This is a genomic window from Methylobacterium sp. B4, assembly GCF_003201865.1.
GTDB lineage: Bacteria > Pseudomonadota > Alphaproteobacteria > Rhizobiales > Beijerinckiaceae > Methylobacterium.
Window position 1 is genome coordinate 159,341 of sequence record NZ_QJJJ01000006.1, and the last position, 14,659, is coordinate 173,999.

Consider the following 14,659-nt stretch of genomic DNA (forward strand, 5'->3'; position numbering starts at 1 on the left):
CGCCCCCTCTCCCGGAAACCCGGATCACTGCCCACCATGAAGGTCGTCGTGGATCTCAACCGCTGCCAAGCCTACGCGCAGTGCATCTACGCGGCCCCGGACCATTTCGCCCTCCACGGCAAGGAAGCGCTGGTCTACGACCCCTCCCCCGGCGAGGCGGCGCGGGGCGCAATCGAGCGGGCCGTCCATGCCTGCCCGGTTCGGGCGATCACGGCTTATCCCGACACCGACACGAAGGTCGGAGAAACCCGGTGACGGTCCGGCCCGAGCGCATCGTCGTCGTCGGCGCCTCGCTGGCGGGTCTCACCGCCGCCCACGCCCTGCGTGAGCGGGGCTTTGCCGGCGCGCTGACCCTGGTCGGCGACGAGCCCCATGCGCCCTACGACCGGCCTCCGCTCTCCAAGCAGGTCTTGCGCGGCCTCTTCTCCACCGACACCACCCTGCCCCGCCATCCCGACCTCGCGGCCGACTTCCGCCTCGGCACGCCCGCGACCCGGCTCGATCTCGACGCGCGCCGCGTCGAACTCGGCGACGGCAGCCGCCTCCCCTATGATCGCCTGCTGATCGCCACCGGCACCCGGGCGCGGCCCTGGCCGGACCGGGAGGAAGCCGCGCTCGCGGGCGTCTTCACCCTGCGCGGGCGGGACGATGCGCAGCGCCTCGGCGCCCAGCTTCAGGCGAAGCCGCGGCGGGTGGTCCTCGTCGGCGGCGGCTTCATCGGCTTCGAGGTTGCCTCGACCTGCCGCGACCTCGACATCCCGGTCACGCTGCTGGTGCGCGATGCGGTGCCGCTGGCCGCGGCGCTCGGCCCGCGCCTCGGCGGCCTGATCGGCGAGGTCGCCCGCGAGAAGGGGGTCGACCTGCGGCTCGGCGCCGAGATCGAGCGGATGGAAGCGGAAGCCGGGCGCCTGACGGCGGTGGTCCTGAAGGACGGCGAGCGGATCGAGGCCGATTGCCTCGTGGCTGCGATCGGCACGCTGCGCAACGTCGAATGGCTCGACGGCTCGGAGCTCGACGCCGACGCCAAGGGTCTGCGCTGCGATGGCTATTGCCGGGCGCTGCGAGCGGACGGGGGCGTCGCCGAGGGCGTGTTCGCTGCCGGGGATGTCGCCCGCTGGCCGAATCCGCACGACGACGGCGCCCTCGTTGCGGTCGAGCACTGGGGCAATGCCCGGGCGCAAGCGGCGATCGCGGCGGCCAACATGCTGGCGGGCGACGCCTCGGCGATGCGCCGGCACGATCACCTGCCCGATTTCTGGTCGCAGCAATTCGGCCTGACGATCAAGCTCGTCGGCCTGACCGAGGGCGCCGACGCCTTGGCGGTGGTGCACGGCTCGCTCGAGGAGCGGCGCCTCGTGGCCGCCTTCGGCAAGGCGGGCCGCACCGTCGCGGCGGCCGCGATCGACAGCGCCCGCTGGCTGCCCGCCTACAAGGCCGCGATCCGGGAGCGCGCGCCCTTCCCGCCGATCGAGGGGGCCGTCGATCAGCCCCGCATCCGCGTACAGGAGCCGTAACCCCGTGAGCGGAAGCACGCTGTTCGAACAGATCCTCGACCCGGCCAACCGGGACAATCCCTATCCGCTCTACGCGGAGATGCGCAAAAACCCGGTCTCGCGGCAGGAGGACGGGACCTATGTCGTCAGCACGCACGCCGAACTGGCCCGGTTGATCTCCGATCCCCGGATCAGCTCGGACGACCTGCCCGACCCGCAGAAATTCCGCTGGACCGGCCACCCGGTCACCGACCTGCTGGTGCGCCCGGTGCGCGCGGAGATCCGCAAGCGCCACCGCCCCTTCATCTTCCGCGATCCGCCCGACCACGACCGCCTGCGGGGCCAAGTGATGCGCTGCTTCACGCCCGAGCGGGTGCGCGGCATGCGGGCGAAGACACAAAAGCTCACCGACGACCTGATCGACAAGATGTGCGGCAAGACCCGCATCGACCTCGTCGACGACTTCTCCTACCCCTTGCCCGTCACGGTGATCTGCGAACTGCTCGGCGTTCCGCCGGAGGACGAGCCGCAGTTCCACGGCTGGGCGACGCAGCTCGCGACCGCGCTCGAACCCAACCAGCGCGGCGACGAGGAGACCCAGGCCAAGAACGAGGTCTGCTTCAACGAGATCGCGGACTACATCCAGTGTCTGATCAAGGAGAAGCGCAAGGACCGCCAGGAGGACATCCTCTCCGACCTCGCCAACGACGCGGACGGGATGAACGACTTCGACCTGATCGCCACGGCCGTGCTGCTGCTGGTGGCGGGCCACGAGACCACGGTGAACCTGATCACCAACGGCATGCTGACGCTGCTGCGCTTTCCCGAGCATTGGCAGCGCCTGCGCACCGAGCCGGACCTCGCGCCGCGCCTGATCGAGGAGTTGCTGCGCTACGAGCCGCCGGTCCACTACCGCACCCGGCTGGCGCTCGCCGACATTCCGGTGGCCGGGATCACGATCCCGAAGGACGCGCCGGTGATCTTTCTGCTCGCGGCCGGCAACCGCGATCCGCTCCGCTTTCCCGACCCCGACCGCTTCGATCCGGACCGGCCCGACAACCGCCATCTCGGCTTCGGCGGCGGGCTGCACTACTGCGTCGGCGCCCCGCTGGCGCGGATCGAGGCGGAGGTGGCGCTGGTCAGCCTCGTGCGGCGGCTGAAGGGCGTGTCGCGGATCGAAGACCCGCCGCCCTACCGCCCGGGCGCCTCGCTGCGGGGCCCGCGGCACCTGCGGCTGACGCTGGAAGGCGTGGCGGAGTGCTGCTGATCCCTCCCCGTCAGTGCGAGCGGAGCGAAGCAATCCAGCGGCGCGACCTCTTTGAACAAGGCAGCGTACAGGTGGCTTCGCCTCGCCATGACGAGGAGAGGCTCGGGCCAAAAGAAAAGCGCCCGGCCTCTCGGCCGGGCGCTTTCCCAAACGTCCCTGCGGACGCGTCTTAGGCGGTCAGAACCGTGGAGGGCTCGACCTTCACGCCCGGGCCCATCGTCGAGGTGACGGCGATGCGCTGGATGTAGGTGCCCTTGGCGCCGGCGGGCTTGGCCTTGGCGACCGCGTCGGCGAAGGCCTTGATGTTCTCGACGAGCTTCTGCTCGTCGAAGGACACCTTGCCGATGCCGGCGTGGATGATGCCGGCCTTCTCGACCCGGAACTCGACCGCGCCGCCCTTGGCGGCGGCAACCGCGCCCTTCACGTCCATGGTGACGGTACCGACCTTCGGGTTCGGCATCAGGCCGCGCGGGCCCAGCACCTTACCGAGACGGCCGACCAGCGGCATCAGGTCCGGGGTCGCGATGCAGCGATCGAACTCGATCTTGCCGCCCTGGACGATCTCGAGGAGATCCTCGGCCCCGACGATGTCGGCACCCGCCGCCTTGGCGTCGTCCGCCTTGGCGCCGCGGGCGAAGACCGCCACGCGGACCGTCCGGCCGGAGCCGTTCGGCAGGTTGCAGACGCCGCGGACCATCTGGTCGGCGTGGCGCGGATCGACGCCGAGATTCATCGAGATCTCGACCGTCTCGTCGAACTTGGCCGAAGCCTTCGACTTCACGAGCTTGATCGCCTCGTCGATGGCGTAGAGCTTCATCGGCTCCAGACCCTCGCGGGCGGCGCGGATGCGCTTTCCTTCGCGTGCCATATCGCCCTCCCCTTACGCGACGATTTCGAGGCCCATGGCTCGCGCGGAGCCACGGATCATCGCGACCGCCGCATCGACGGAGTCGCAGTTCAGGTCGGGCATCTTCTTCTCGGCGATCTCGCGAAGCTGGGCTTCGGTGATCTTGCCGACGGTCGGGCCCTTGCCCGGGGTCTTGGAGCCGGAGGCCGGCTTCTTGCCGATCTTCAGGCCTACCGCCTTCTTCAGGAAGAAGGTGACCGGGGGCTGCTTCATCTCGAAGGTGAAGGAGCGGTCCTGATACGCGGTGATGATCACCGGGATCGGGGTGCCCTTCTCCATCTGCGCGGTCTTCGCGTTGAAGGCCTTGCAGAATTCCATGATGTTGAGGCCGCGCTGACCGAGCGCGGGACCGATCGGCGGCGACGGGTTGGCGGCGCCGGCCGGGACCTGAAGCTTCACGTAGCCCGTGATCTTCTTCGCCATGGGACTTCTCCCAATGATTGCCCATCGCCGCGCTGCCTAGGCACGGACGGACGGGCAGTGACAGGTCGCGGTGCGATCCCGTGGATCCCGGAGGCGAAGCCGGGCGGATCTCCCGCGGATGATGCCCTGCCGGAGCAGGGGCTTATCCGGCAAAGCCGGATTTCGATGAGACGACCACGCTCACCAGGAGCGCTTATGGACGTCTCGAAAACGCATGCGGCCATGAATCAGCCGCCAGAAGAACAGGCCAGGACGCGGACAAACCAGCAGATCGAGACGAAACCGAGTGCCGTCCTTCCGTATGGGAAGACGGCACTCGCGTCGATCGTCGGCGTCAGACCTTCTCGACCTGCCCGTATTCCAGCTCGACCGGGGTGGCGCGTCCGAAGATCGACACTGCCACCTTGAGGCGCGAGCGGGCGTCGTCGATCTCCTCGACGGTGCCGTTGAAGGAGGCGAAGGGGCCGTCGGAGACGCGCACCGTCTCGCCGATCTCGAAGGAGACCGTGTGCTTGGGGCGATCCACGCCCTCCTGCACCTGCCCCTTGATGCGCTCGGCCTCCGCGTCCGGAATCGGCACGGGCTTGGCCTTGTCGGCGCCGAGGAAGCCCGTCACCTTCGGAGTGTTCTTGATGAGGTGGTAGACCTCGTCCGTCAGGTCGCACTTCACCAGCACGTAGCCGGGGAAGAACTTGCGCTCCGCTTCGACCTTGCGGCCGCGGCGCACCTCGGTGACCTTCTCGGTCGGCACCATGACTTCGTCGAACAGTTCGGTCAGCCCGCGCTGGGCCGCCTGATCCTTGATGGACTGGGCGACCTTGTTCTCGAAGTTCGAGTAGGCGTGGACGATGTACCAGCGCTTCGACACGGGGCTTCCCAACTCCTCAGGCCCTCCCGGCATCGGCCCGACGCGGGGGACTCAATCTGCGTCGGCCGCGCCCGGCGCCGCCCCCTCGGGGGTCGTCACCGGGGCGACCGATCAAAAACTTCAGGCGCCGATGCCCAGGATGAAGCCGACGCCGACGCGCATGACCTGATCGACGGCGACGAAGAACAGGCTCGCGAGCACCACCATGATGAACACCATGACGGTGGTGATGGTGGTCTCCTTGCGGGTCGGCCACGTGACCTTGCGGGCCTCGTCGCGAACCTCGCCGAGGAACTCCACCGGACCGACCCGCTTGGGCGCGGGGCGCGCGGGCGGGGTCGCGCGCTGGTTGGCCGCGGCGGCCGGGCCGCGATTGGGTCCGCGCGCCGCGTCGGTCTTCTTGGTCGCTTCGTTCGATGCCATGGCGCAACTGAAACCGGACAGGGCTCCGGGAACCGCCGATCGCGGTGCGGGGACATTGCGTCCCACACCGACAGCATCTGAGGATCTCGGAATGCGCCCGCTCTAGCGCAAGTGATCCGGCTTGTCGATGGGTCGGGAAAGGACCGCGGCGGGCCGGATGCGAGGTCGGGTGCAGGGGGCGCCGTGGCAGGAGTGGAGGGACTCGAACCCCCAACCCCCGGTTTTGGAGACCGGTGCTCTGACCAGTTGAGCTACACTCCTACGGCGCGCGCGGCGCGGCTCGCGTCATGCCGCAACCGGCGGCCCAAAGCAAGGGCGGAACACCGGAGCCCCGTCACGGCCCCGCTTCATCGGGCGGGAAACCGCCTGCAGCGAAGGGATAGGCCGCCTCGACGAGGTAGGGGCCGCCGCCCCGGGAGGTGCGGGCGGAGAACAGGGCGGCGCGGCGTGCTACGAAGATCAGGCGGGGAAACACCCCCGCCTCCGTCAGCCTTCGCGCCACGGCCTCGGGGGAGGCCCCGCGGTTGAGGCGGGCCAGCGTCACGTGCGGCGTGAACTTGCGCCGCTCAGGCGCGGCGCCGGCCCGGCGGGCGATGCGCTCGTGCTCCTCCTGCAGGTCGATGAGCTCCGGCGTGGGGACGACCGAGGCGTAGAGTGCCCGCGGCCGGTCGCCGCCGAAGCTCGCCAGCCCGTCCAGCGTCACGGTGAGGGGCGCGCGCACCCTCGCCTCCTGCAGGCCGGCATCGACATCGGCGGCGAGCCCGTCGTCGACCTCGCCGAGGAAGCGCAGGGTGACGTGGTAATCCGAGGGCTCGATCCAGCGCGCGCCGGGCAGCCCGCCGCGGAAGAAGGCGAGGCGCTCGGCCACCTCCGCCGGAATCTCGAGCCCGGTGAACAGGCGCGGCATCGTTACGGACCCTTCCTCGGCTCCAGGCGGGCCAGAAAGGTCTCGACGCTGGGCAGGATGCCTTCGACGACCCGCTCGATGCCCTTGGCGGTGGGATGCAGCCCGTCGTCCAGGGTGTAGCCGCGCTGGCCGGCCACGCCGTCGAGGAAGAACGGGTAGAGCACGAGGTCGTGCGCCCGCGCGAGGTCGGAATAGATCGCGTCGAAGCGGGCGCGGTACTCCGTGCCGAGATTGGGCGCGGCGAGCATGCCGGCGAGCAGCACCGGAATACCGCGCTCCTTCAGGCGCACGATGATCGTCTCCAGCGCCTTGCGGGTCACCGCCGGATCGGTGCCGCGCAGCATGTCGTTGGCGCCGAGTTCGAGGATGACCCCCTGCGTGCCGTCCGGCACCGACCAGTCGAGCCGGTCGAGCCCGCCCGTGCTGGTGTCGCCGGAGACGCCCGCATTGGCGATCTCGACCCGGTGCCCCTTGGCCTTCAGCGCCCGCTCCAGCACCGCCGGGAAGGCGGCGTCGGCCGGCAGGCGGTAGCCCGCGGTGAGGCTGTCGCCGAGGGCCACGAGCTTGATGGGCGCAGTCTCCGCCTTCGCGGGGCGGGGAAGCAGGCTCGCGGCGCCCGCGAGCGTGGCTGCGGCGAAGAGGAGCATCAGCGCGGCCCTGCGCCGGGGATGCACAGACCCCACATCGGTCCCGTCCGTCTCGCGCCGGACGCCTGAGCGTGACACAAGCCGGGACACGAACCCCCGGCCGGATGCGGCCTCCGCCTCGCCTGCGTGGTGCAACGCCGTATCCTCCCGCTCGAACCTGTCCCCGTGCTTGCCAAGATCGGTCGGTGCCTGATGTCGAACAAGGCCGTCTCCCTGTCGCAGATCGAGCTGAGCCTCGGCCGGGGCCCCGCGCGGGTGCATGTCCTGCGCGGCATCTCGCTCGATGTCGAGCGCGGCGAGGCGGTGGGGCTCGTCGGTCCCTCCGGCTCGGGCAAGTCGACGCTGCTGACCGTGATGGCCGGGCTGGAGCGGCCCGATACCGGTCGCGTCACCATCGCCGGCACGGATCTCGGTGGGCTCGACGAGGATGGGCTCGCCCGCTTCCGGGGCCGGAACATCGGCATCGTGTTCCAGGCCTTCCACCTCGTGCCGACCATGACGGCCCTGGAGAACGTGGCGCTGCCCCTGGAGCTGGCGGGCGCACCCGATCCGCACGGGCGGGCGACGGCGGAGCTGGAGGCGGTGGGCTTGAGCCACCGGCTGCGGCATTATCCGGCGCAACTCTCGGGCGGCGAGCAGCAGCGGGTGGCCATCGCCCGGGCGCTGGCACCCGATCCGGCGATCCTCGTCGCCGACGAGCCGACGGGCAACCTCGACGAGGCGACGGGCCGGCAGATCGTCGATCTGCTGTTCGGCTTGAAGCGCGACCGCGGCGCGACGCTCGTGCTGGTGACGCACGATCCCGGCCTCGCCCGACTCTGCGACCGCACGGTGCGCCTGCGCGCCGGCCGGATCGAGGCGCCCGCCGAGGTTTGACGGGCCTGAGGAAAGACCATGCCTTCCGACGCCGTCACGGCGCCGAAAGGCATGGCGTCCGTTGGGGTTGGAGCCGCGTCCTCGCGCGCCGCCTCAGGACGGCGCGGCGCGAGACGGGCGGGACATCAGGCGCTGAGCGGGGCGCCGATGCGGGCACGCAGCTGCGCCCGCAGATTCTGGTTGGCGGCGTTGCGGTCGGCCTCCAGCGCCCACATCAGGCGCAACAGCCGGCTGATGGGCAGCGCCCGATCCTCGATGGCCTCGGCGACCTGCTGCTGAAGGGATTTCGACGTCGTCACGAGCGCCTCGGCCGTAAGCTGCATGGTGTTGCCATCCGAAAGCGGGCTACCGCCCCCCGCGGGGCGCGCTCTTAAACGGTTCCAATCCGCGAGGCTATAGGTTTGCCGGCTTGGGGTTACCCGTCCCTTCAGGGGAGGTTCCGGCCCCTCACAGCTTTTTGAGGAGAAACGCCTGCTCAGCCCAGGGGCGAGCGGGCGTAGCCATCGAGCAGATCCTGGGGGTCCCGGTAGATCGCCACGCAGCCGGCCGCCGACAGTTCCGCTTCCGGGAAGCCGCCGCATAGGACGCCGATCGTCGAAAGCCCAGCCTTTGCAGCGGCTTGCACGTCGTAAGGCGTATCACCCACCACCATCACCGCCTCCTTGGGCAGGCCGGAAAGCTTGCTCAGAACCGCCTCGAAGATGTCGGGATGGGGCTTGGAGCGCTCGGCGTCGTCGGCAGTGGTGACCACGTCGACGAGATCGGTGATGCCGAGGATCTTCTGGTAGTTTTCGACCTCGGAGGCTTTGCCCGAGGAGGCGAGGGCGACGATCTGGCCTGCGTCGCGGACATGGCTCAGCAGCACGCGCACGCCGGGGAATGGCCGGGCGAGGGGCAGGTAATCCCGCTTGAACAGATCCGAGCGATAGGACTCGATGGCCTCGCCGTCGCGAGCGAGGCGCGCCTCGTCCACGAAGACCGGCAGGAGCTGGTCGCCCCCCTTACCGATCTGGCGGCGGACCTGGGCCTCCTCCGTCTCGATGTCGAACTGGGCGAAGGCCTCGACCCAGGCCCGGGCGTGCAGGTCCACGCTGTCGAGAAGCGTGCCGTCGATGTCGAACACCACGGCCCTGATGCGGGTGCTCATCCGAAGACCGGTCCTCAGCGCGGGAAGATGTGAAGGCCGTCATCCGGCAGCAGGTTGCGGGCCGGCCCGCCCGTCTGCTGGCCGCGACCCTGCTGGTAGTAGGGCAGTTCGGGGCGGCGATCGTTGTCGCTGCCGGAATCGTATTCCCAGGGTGCGTTCCAGGGCGCCCGGCCGTCCACCGCCGGGACGGCGGGTCCGACGAAGACGGGCGCGCCCGCGCGCAGCGGCCCCGCCGTCGCGCCGCCTGCCATCAGGGCCGCACCGACGAGGGCGCCCGCGAGACTCACTCCGATCCGCGCCCGCATCGCCATCCCGTCCTCGATCTCGCAAACACCGCCTCGCGCGGCACGAAAGCCAACGGCCGAGCCCGACCCGCGTTCCCGGCCGAATCGTCCGGCGCCTCTCGATGCGGAGACGTCCGGAAACGACGAAGCCCGCCATCCCCAGGGACGGCGGGCTCTCGAATCGCGCGCGGGGCGACGATTCAGTGCAGGACGACGGCCTCGGCGCTCGAAGCGGCCTTGGCGCGGCCGGCGGCCGGCTTGGCCTTCGGCGCGGCCTTCACGGCCTTGGCGGCGGGGGTCTCGGCGGCCTTGGCGGCCGACTTCGCGCTCGACTTGGCGGGGGTCTTGGCAGCCGCCTTCTTGGCCGTGGCGGCCTTGGCGACGCCCGCCAGCACCTCGGCGGGGGCCTTCACGGCCGGCTTGACCTCAGCCTTGGCGCGGCTGGCGCGGGGCTTGGCCACCGGGGCGGACGCCGCCTCGGTCTCGACCGGACGGAGCGCAGCGGCCTGTTGCAGCTCGGCCTCGGCCCGCAGCCAATGGGTTTCGGCCCGGCCGAAGACCCGGCCCTCGTCCTCCCAGATATAGTAGGCGCGCTCGCGCACGCTCGTCTCGCACAGCACCATGAAGCTCTCCTGAGGTCGTCCGACGCGAGCCCGAACGATGGAAGCGCATGGTTAAGGGAGCGTTAATCGCGTTTCGCGGGGCGCGAGAGGCGCCGCTGGTTCGCCCGGACCTTGCGGCGGTAGCCGGCCACCACCGCACCGTGGGAGGCGCCGGTGGCGATCTGCATCGCCGCCTCTCCGGCCGCGAGCACCTTCTCGCTCACCATGCGCTGCGCCTCCGCCTGCGCGCCGCTGCCGCCGGCCGCGAGCTTGGCCATGCGCAGGGCGATCACCGACTGCGCCTCGAAGGCGAGCAGGGTCGTGTCGAATCCAAGCTTCCACCACGATGCGAACATGACACCTGCTCTCCGTCCCGTCCCGATTCGCGATCCGACTTCAGTCGAAGCTGCGGCCCTTGGCGGCGGAGCCGCCGAGGCTGATCTTGACCTTCTTCGGCTGAGCGGCCGGCGCGGCCCTGCCCCGGCCGACGGGAACGGCCGCCTCCGGCGCAGGCGCCGAGGGCTTGAGCCGGGACTGGCCATAGATCACCGAGCCGATTTCGCCGACCGCCTGAATCAGATCCTCGCGCTCGCAGGCGAGGGCCACCTTCAGGCCGAGCTGGTGCATGTGGCTCTTGCCGTAGAGGTAGGCGGCGAGCTTGGCCCGGGTCAGCGCCGGAATGCGCTCCAGGATGTAGGGCAGGTCGTAATCGTCGGCGCGATAGACCTCGCCGAGGAGTTCGAGGGAGACCGGGCATTCCGGATCGACGGTGGCGCCGGTGGTCGGGTGGGCCTGGGTCATGGATCACCTGCTGTCGGTGGTGCGGGCGGAGAGAGGTCGGCGGCGAGCGCGCCGGATGTCGACGAGCCGGAGGCGGCAGCGCCGGAGGCAGGCGCGTCCGTCACGGACGAGGGCATGAACGCACGCACGGCGGAGCGCGTCGCCAGGCAGCCGTCACAGACCGAGGCGATCGCGATCCGGGCACGCCTGTCGCTGCGCTCCCATACGGACTCGCGGGCCGTATCCGCAACCGCCGATCCGGCCGTCGGCGCGGTCCTTTGCCCTTGCCCTTGCCCGGCTCCGGCGGCTCCGTCGAGGCGGGCGGCGGGATTGGCGCGGATGCGCAGGTAGAGCGGTTCCTCGGCGCGGACGGCGTCGGACGGCGCGAGCAGAGCCACGGCGAGGAGCGCGGCACGGCCCCAGGAAATGCCCGATGTCATGCGGATGCGCGGCCTTCGCGGTGGCGGTTGCAGGACACCGAGCCCGCGCATGCGGATCTCCGGGCCGAACAGGATCGGCCGGGATGGTAAACGCGAGCTTAACCGCGAGGTTTCCGGATCGCGAGGCGCACAACGCGAAAAAGCCCGGCGCGGGGCCGGGCTTCTCCGAGCGGTCCGGCGGCTCCTTGCGAGCCGCCGGAGCCTGTCGGTCCTAGTACGAGCCGAACTTGTAGTTCAGGCCGGCGCGGACGACGGCGAACTCGGTGTCGCGAACCTGCTGGCCGCCGCTGACGAGCACGACGCCCGGGCTGGTCACGGTCACGGTGCGGCCCTGGTTGTCCACCGCGAAGGCGCCACGGCCACCGGTGCCGCGGTCGAGGTTCACGTAGAGACCTTCGACCTTCAGCGTCACGGCCGAGGACTTGAAGAAGTTCAGGAAGGAGTCGGTCGGGAGAGCGTACTCGATACCGCCACCCGCGGCCCAGCCGGTCTGGAAGTCGTCGCTCGACACGCCGGTGCCGAACTCACGACCGCCGCCGGAGCCGTAGGCGAAGCCGCCGGTGCCGTACACGAGGGTGCGGTCGAAGGCGTAGCCGAGACGGCCGCGGACGGTGCCGAAGAAGTCGAGGCCCGACAGGCCACCCGGGTTGAACACCTGCTGCGCGGCCAGCGGGCCGGTGGCGAGGAAGCGGTTCCGGTTACGGCCGAAATCGGCGTACTGGGCGTCCGCCTCGACACCGATCACGAAGCCGGAGCCCGGGGTGAACTGGTAGTTGTAGCCGATCTGACCACCGCCGACGAAGCCCTCGTTGGACTCGCGGTTATTGAAGGCGATCACGGTCGGGGCGGTGACGAGCAGGGAGGCCGGGCCGACGCCGAGCACCGTCGGAGCGCGGTCGTCCTGGGTGCCGAAGCCGTAACCGGCGTTGAAACCGGCGTAGAAACCGGTCCAGGTGAAGACCGGCACCGGCTGGAACACCGGCGGGGGAGCCGCGCGGCGCGGAAGGTCGGCGGCCGAGGCGGCCACGGTGGCGGCGACGAGCGCGCTGGAAGCGAGAAGCAGGCTTTTCATCGTGTCGTGTCCTGGTTTGGCGGGAGCCGGTGCTGGTTGAATTGGCCGGGGGACCTCCCCGGTATCCGTCGCCCTCCTGCGATGGAGCGATGAATGCACCGGAACTCGTCAACGAAACGTGAAGCTTACGCGGCCGTGATGCACCGCAACAGATCGATGTGTCGTTCCGCACATCGATCCGCGACTGTGCCGACATCCTGCAACAGTCAAACTGATCGATACGATTTGCGTGGAACAGGGTTAATAACTCGTTAGGGCGCCGAGAAAGACTGCATTAACTCTGTTGGTTCACCCTGCGCGGGCGCCGGCGCTTCCGCTTCCGGAGACATCGGCCCGACGGGTGCGCTCTCGACATGTCCCTCGATTCCGGCTCGCCGACGCCGCGCGGCCCTCTCGCATGGTCGATCAAGACGACGCTGATCGTCGGGCTCGCCGCCACGGCGTTCGCCCACCACATCGCCAAGCCCGTCGACAAGCCGGTCGACCGGGCCGCCGCACCGCGCCCGCAGGCAGCCCGGCCGATCGCCGACCCCGAGACGACGGGCTCGATCGGCCCCCGTCTGCAGGACCGCGCGCAGGAGACGCATCTCGATCCCTGCGCCCTGCGCAGGGGCGGCCGGGATTGACGGAACGGGTCCGCCGGCCGAAAACCGGTTGGAGCGTGCGGCACCGATGCTCCGGGCGCAACCGTGCCCGGACCGCCTCGGCATGTCCCGGGCGCCCGCAATCGATTGACAAGCGGGCGCGTGTCTCTAAGTGTCCCGCGCGTTCGGACGCGTGACGGCGTACCGCGCACGGCTCTCGCGTATCAGCCGCCGGCGCGAGCCCTAGAGCCCCTGCTCGGCCCACCCCACGCGCGCATATGGTTTCCCGTACCCGATGTCTTTCGCCGATCTTGGACTGAGCGACAAGGTTCTCCAGGCCGTGACCGCGGCCGGCTACACCGAGCCGACGCCGATCCAGGCTCAGGCGATCCCCCACGTGCTCGCCCGGCGCGACGTGCTCGGCATCGCCCAGACCGGCACCGGCAAGACCGCCGCCTTCACCCTGCCGATGCTGACCATGCTGGAGAGCGGGCGCGCCCGGGCTCGCATGCCGCGCACGCTGATCCTCGAGCCGACCCGCGAACTCGCCGCCCAGGTCGAGGAGAATTTCGAGCGCTACGGCACCAACCACAAGCTCAACGTGGCGCTGATCATCGGCGGCGTCTCCTTCGCCGACCAGGACGCCAAGCTGACCCGCGGCACCGACGTGCTGATCGCCACGCCGGGGCGCCTGCTGGACCATTTCGAGCGCGGCAAGCTGCTGCTCACCGGCGTCGAGCTCCTCGTCATCGACGAGGCCGACCGGATGCTCGACATGGGCTTCATTCCCGATATCGAGCGCATCGTGAAGATGGTGCCCTTCACGCGCCAGACGCTGTTCTTCTCCGCGACCATGCCGCCGGAGATCGAGCGGCTGGCCGACATGTTCCTCTCGAACCCCCAGCGCGTCGAGGTCGCCCGCCCCGCCTCCACGGCGACGACCATCGAGCAGCGCCTCGTGGCCACGAGCGCCGAGGGCCACGAGAAGCGCAAGATCCTGCGCCACCTCATCCGCTCGGCGGACGAGCTGCAGAACGGCATCATCTTCTGCAACCGCAAGCGCGACGTGGCGCTGCTGCAGAAGTCGCTGGCGAGCCACGGCTTCAACGTCGCCGCGCTGCACGGCGACATGGACCAGCGCGCCCGCACCGCGGCGCTCGACGGCTTCCGCAGCGGCGAGGTTCCCCTGCTCGTGGCCTCGGACGTCGCCGCCCGCGGCCTCGACATCCCGGCGGTGAGCCACGTCTTCAACTTCGACGTTCCCCACCACCCCGAGGATTACGTCCACCGGATCGGCCGCACCGGCCGCGCGGGCCGGGCCGGCAACGCCTTCACCCTGGCCAACCGCTCGGATGAGCGCTCGCTCGCGGCCATCGAGAACCTGATCGGCCAGCCGATCGCGTGGCTCGACGGCGATCTCACCAGCGTCACCGCCTCCGACGAGACGGAGGGCGAGGAGCCGCGCCGCCGCCGCGGCAGCCGCCGGGCCAAGGAGCCGCAGAAGGCGAGCGAGACGAGCGTCGAGCGCGGCGGCGACCGTCCGAGCGAGGCCGCCCCCCGCAGCGGGAGCCGCTCCCGCGGCGGTCGCCGCCCGGCCGCCGAGCGCGGCCGCTCCGATGAGGCGCGGCGCGAGCCGGCGGCGGCCCGCGAGCCGCAGCCGGTCGCGCCCGTCCGCGAGGCCGCCCGGAGCGCCCCCCCGCGCGGCGAGCGGCGTCCGCCGCGCCGCGACGAGGAGGACGACAACACGCCCGTCGGCCTCGGCTCGCACGTGCCGGCCTTCCTGCTGAAGCCGACCGGAATCCGGAAGAGCAAGTAGCGTCTCCCACCCGCGCGGCGGCACGGCTTTGTCGGAGCCGCCTTAACGTCCTGGCGAGATTCTGGAGCGACACTCCAGCCAGCGGACGGTCCCCCCGGTGGGGCTTGCCCCGTCCGGCGGAGC

Annotated in this window: 20 protein-coding genes and 1 tRNA gene; 6 read left to right on the forward strand and 15 right to left on the reverse strand. The window is 70.5% G+C overall.

The genetic code is table 11. The features are described 5' to 3' along the window. Nucleotides 1-36 precede the first annotated feature (36 nt). The 3 genes from BY998_RS10830 to BY998_RS10840 are packed head-to-tail and all read left to right on the forward strand — an operon-like array spanning nucleotide 37 to nucleotide 2,760. Nucleotides 37-255 carry a ferredoxin gene (locus BY998_RS10830; RefSeq protein WP_110351631.1) on the forward strand — a complete coding sequence of 73 codons (219 nt, stop codon included), beginning with the start codon at nucleotides 37-39 and terminating at the stop codon, nucleotides 253-255. Continuing rightward, the gene (locus BY998_RS10835; protein WP_110351632.1) at nucleotides 252-1,514 is read left to right on the forward strand and encodes an FAD-dependent oxidoreductase; all 1,263 of its coding nucleotides are present in this window, start codon (nucleotides 252-254) and stop codon (nucleotides 1,512-1,514) included. The genes BY998_RS10830 and BY998_RS10835 overlap by 4 nt, the downstream gene beginning before the upstream one ends. 4 nt (nucleotides 1,515-1,518) lie before the next feature. After that, on the forward strand, nucleotides 1,519-2,760 hold the full coding sequence (locus tag BY998_RS10840; protein ID WP_110351633.1) for a cytochrome P450: 1,242 nt from the start codon (nucleotides 1,519-1,521) through the stop codon (nucleotides 2,758-2,760). Between the two features lie 169 nt (nucleotides 2,761-2,929). On the opposite strand, the gene rplA is transcribed toward BY998_RS10840, so the two are convergent. The 7 genes from rplA to BY998_RS10875 all read right to left on the reverse strand — a co-directional run bounded on the left by rplA (nucleotide 2,930) and on the right by BY998_RS10875 (nucleotide 6,935). After that, on the reverse strand, nucleotides 2,930-3,628 hold the full coding sequence (gene rplA, locus BY998_RS10845; RefSeq protein ID WP_110351634.1) for a 50S ribosomal protein L1: 699 nt from the start codon (nucleotides 3,626-3,628) through the stop codon (nucleotides 2,930-2,932). Nucleotides 3,629-3,640: 12 nt separating this feature from the next. After that, complete coding sequence (rplK, locus tag BY998_RS10850) at nucleotides 3,641-4,090, reverse strand: 50S ribosomal protein L11 (protein WP_110351635.1); 450 nt, start codon at nucleotides 4,088-4,090, stop codon at nucleotides 3,641-3,643. A gap of 334 nt (nucleotides 4,091-4,424) precedes the next feature. Then, entirely contained in the window at nucleotides 4,425-4,958 is a 534-nt protein-coding gene (gene nusG / locus BY998_RS10855; RefSeq protein WP_110351636.1) for a transcription termination/antitermination protein NusG, read from the reverse strand. Nucleotides 4,959-5,078: 120 nt separating this feature from the next. Continuing rightward, nucleotides 5,079-5,381, reverse strand: a complete 303-nt coding sequence (gene secE, locus BY998_RS10860) for a preprotein translocase subunit SecE (RefSeq protein WP_110351637.1) — start codon at nucleotides 5,379-5,381, stop codon at nucleotides 5,079-5,081. Between the two features lie 184 nt (nucleotides 5,382-5,565). Beyond that, a tRNA-Trp gene (locus tag BY998_RS10865) sits at nucleotides 5,566-5,642 on the reverse strand. Nucleotides 5,643-5,715: 73 nt separating this feature from the next. Continuing rightward, the gene (thpR, locus tag BY998_RS10870) at nucleotides 5,716-6,288 is read right to left on the reverse strand and encodes an RNA 2',3'-cyclic phosphodiesterase (protein WP_110351638.1); all 573 of its coding nucleotides are present in this window, start codon (nucleotides 6,286-6,288) and stop codon (nucleotides 5,716-5,718) included. A gap of 2 nt (nucleotides 6,289-6,290) precedes the next feature. Continuing rightward, the gene (locus tag BY998_RS10875) at nucleotides 6,291-6,935 is read right to left on the reverse strand and encodes an arylesterase (RefSeq protein ID WP_110351694.1); all 645 of its coding nucleotides are present in this window, start codon (nucleotides 6,933-6,935) and stop codon (nucleotides 6,291-6,293) included. Between the two features lie 192 nt (nucleotides 6,936-7,127). Here BY998_RS10875 and BY998_RS10880 point away from each other — a divergent pair, with 192 nt between their 5' ends. Next, nucleotides 7,128-7,811: an ABC transporter ATP-binding protein gene (locus BY998_RS10880; protein WP_110351695.1), complete on the forward strand. Its 684-nt coding sequence runs from the start codon at nucleotides 7,128-7,130 to the stop codon at nucleotides 7,809-7,811. A 125-nt stretch (nucleotides 7,812-7,936) separates the two neighbouring features. Here the strand turns inward: BY998_RS10880 and BY998_RS10885 are convergent, their stop codons facing one another. The 8 genes from BY998_RS10885 to BY998_RS10920 form a co-directional block, all read right to left on the reverse strand. Next, entirely contained in the window at nucleotides 7,937-8,134 is a 198-nt protein-coding gene (locus BY998_RS10885) for a hypothetical protein (protein WP_110351639.1), read from the reverse strand. Between the two features lie 152 nt (nucleotides 8,135-8,286). Then, nucleotides 8,287-8,958, reverse strand: a complete 672-nt coding sequence (locus BY998_RS10890; protein ID WP_110351640.1) for an HAD family hydrolase — start codon at nucleotides 8,956-8,958, stop codon at nucleotides 8,287-8,289. Nucleotides 8,959-8,972: 14 nt separating this feature from the next. Further along, on the reverse strand, nucleotides 8,973-9,263 hold the full coding sequence (locus BY998_RS10895) for a hypothetical protein (RefSeq protein WP_110351696.1): 291 nt from the start codon (nucleotides 9,261-9,263) through the stop codon (nucleotides 8,973-8,975). Between the two features lie 179 nt (nucleotides 9,264-9,442). After that, a complete protein-coding gene (locus BY998_RS10900; RefSeq protein ID WP_110351641.1) occupies nucleotides 9,443-9,865 on the reverse strand; it encodes a DUF2934 domain-containing protein in 423 nt (140 codons plus the stop codon). A gap of 62 nt (nucleotides 9,866-9,927) precedes the next feature. After that, entirely contained in the window at nucleotides 9,928-10,200 is a 273-nt protein-coding gene (locus BY998_RS10905; protein ID WP_110351642.1) for a hypothetical protein, read from the reverse strand. 40 nt (nucleotides 10,201-10,240) lie between these two features. Further along, complete coding sequence (locus BY998_RS10910; protein WP_110351643.1) at nucleotides 10,241-10,645, reverse strand: hypothetical protein; 405 nt, start codon at nucleotides 10,643-10,645, stop codon at nucleotides 10,241-10,243. Beyond that, complete coding sequence (locus BY998_RS10915; protein WP_146221764.1) at nucleotides 10,642-11,115, reverse strand: hypothetical protein; 474 nt, start codon at nucleotides 11,113-11,115, stop codon at nucleotides 10,642-10,644. Before BY998_RS10915 ends, BY998_RS10910 begins: the two co-directional genes overlap by 4 nt. 160 nt (nucleotides 11,116-11,275) lie before the next feature. Further along, complete coding sequence (locus BY998_RS10920; RefSeq protein ID WP_110351645.1) at nucleotides 11,276-12,136, reverse strand: outer membrane beta-barrel protein; 861 nt, start codon at nucleotides 12,134-12,136, stop codon at nucleotides 11,276-11,278. Nucleotides 12,137-12,489: 353 nt separating this feature from the next. Between BY998_RS10920 and BY998_RS10925 the strand changes: the two genes are divergently transcribed. Together BY998_RS10925 and BY998_RS10930 are read left to right on the forward strand one after the other, a co-directional pair. Beyond that, nucleotides 12,490-12,762 (forward strand): hypothetical protein, encoded by a 273-nt coding sequence (locus tag BY998_RS10925; RefSeq protein ID WP_110351646.1) that lies wholly within the window; start codon nucleotides 12,490-12,492, stop codon nucleotides 12,760-12,762. 253 nt (nucleotides 12,763-13,015) lie between these two features. Then, nucleotides 13,016-14,536, forward strand: a complete 1,521-nt coding sequence (locus BY998_RS10930) for a DEAD/DEAH box helicase (RefSeq protein ID WP_110351647.1) — start codon at nucleotides 13,016-13,018, stop codon at nucleotides 14,534-14,536. Nucleotides 14,537-14,659 lie beyond the last annotated feature (123 nt).

What these genes read in the sequence shown, in the direction of transcription:
- BY998_RS10830 (WP_110351631.1), top strand. Translation starts at nt 37, where the DNA reads ATGAAGGTCGTCGTGGATCTCAACCGCTGCCAAGCCTACGCGCAGTGC.
- rplA (WP_110351634.1), bottom strand. Translation starts at nt 3,628, where the DNA reads ATGGCACGCGAAGGAAAGCGCATCCGCGCCGCCCGCGAGGGTCTGGAG.
- rplK (WP_110351635.1), bottom strand. Translation starts at nt 4,090, where the DNA reads ATGGCGAAGAAGATCACGGGCTACGTGAAGCTTCAGGTCCCGGCCGGC.
- secE (WP_110351637.1), bottom strand. Translation starts at nt 5,381, where the DNA reads ATGGCATCGAACGAAGCGACCAAGAAGACCGACGCGGCGCGCGGACCC.
- thpR (WP_110351638.1), bottom strand. Translation starts at nt 6,288, where the DNA reads ATGCCGCGCCTGTTCACCGGGCTCGAGATTCCGGCGGAGGTGGCCGAG.
- BY998_RS10875 (WP_110351694.1), bottom strand. Translation starts at nt 6,935, where the DNA reads ATGCTCCTCTTCGCCGCAGCCACGCTCGCGGGCGCCGCGAGCCTGCTT.
- BY998_RS10880 (WP_110351695.1), top strand. Translation starts at nt 7,128, where the DNA reads ATGTCGAACAAGGCCGTCTCCCTGTCGCAGATCGAGCTGAGCCTCGGC.
- BY998_RS10885 (WP_110351639.1), bottom strand. Translation starts at nt 8,134, where the DNA reads ATGCAGCTTACGGCCGAGGCGCTCGTGACGACGTCGAAATCCCTTCAG.
- BY998_RS10890 (WP_110351640.1), bottom strand. Translation starts at nt 8,958, where the DNA reads ATGAGCACCCGCATCAGGGCCGTGGTGTTCGACATCGACGGCACGCTT.
- BY998_RS10895 (WP_110351696.1), bottom strand. Translation starts at nt 9,263, where the DNA reads ATGCGGGCGCGGATCGGAGTGAGTCTCGCGGGCGCCCTCGTCGGTGCG.
- BY998_RS10900 (WP_110351641.1), bottom strand. Translation starts at nt 9,865, where the DNA reads ATGGTGCTGTGCGAGACGAGCGTGCGCGAGCGCGCCTACTATATCTGG.
- BY998_RS10905 (WP_110351642.1), bottom strand. Translation starts at nt 10,200, where the DNA reads ATGTTCGCATCGTGGTGGAAGCTTGGATTCGACACGACCCTGCTCGCC.
- BY998_RS10910 (WP_110351643.1), bottom strand. Translation starts at nt 10,645, where the DNA reads ATGACCCAGGCCCACCCGACCACCGGCGCCACCGTCGATCCGGAATGC.
- BY998_RS10915 (WP_146221764.1), bottom strand. Translation starts at nt 11,115, where the DNA reads ATGCGCGGGCTCGGTGTCCTGCAACCGCCACCGCGAAGGCCGCGCATC.
- BY998_RS10920 (WP_110351645.1), bottom strand. Translation starts at nt 12,136, where the DNA reads ATGAAAAGCCTGCTTCTCGCTTCCAGCGCGCTCGTCGCCGCCACCGTG.
- BY998_RS10925 (WP_110351646.1), top strand. Translation starts at nt 12,490, where the DNA reads ATGTCCCTCGATTCCGGCTCGCCGACGCCGCGCGGCCCTCTCGCATGG.
- BY998_RS10930 (WP_110351647.1), top strand. Translation starts at nt 13,016, where the DNA reads ATGTCTTTCGCCGATCTTGGACTGAGCGACAAGGTTCTCCAGGCCGTG.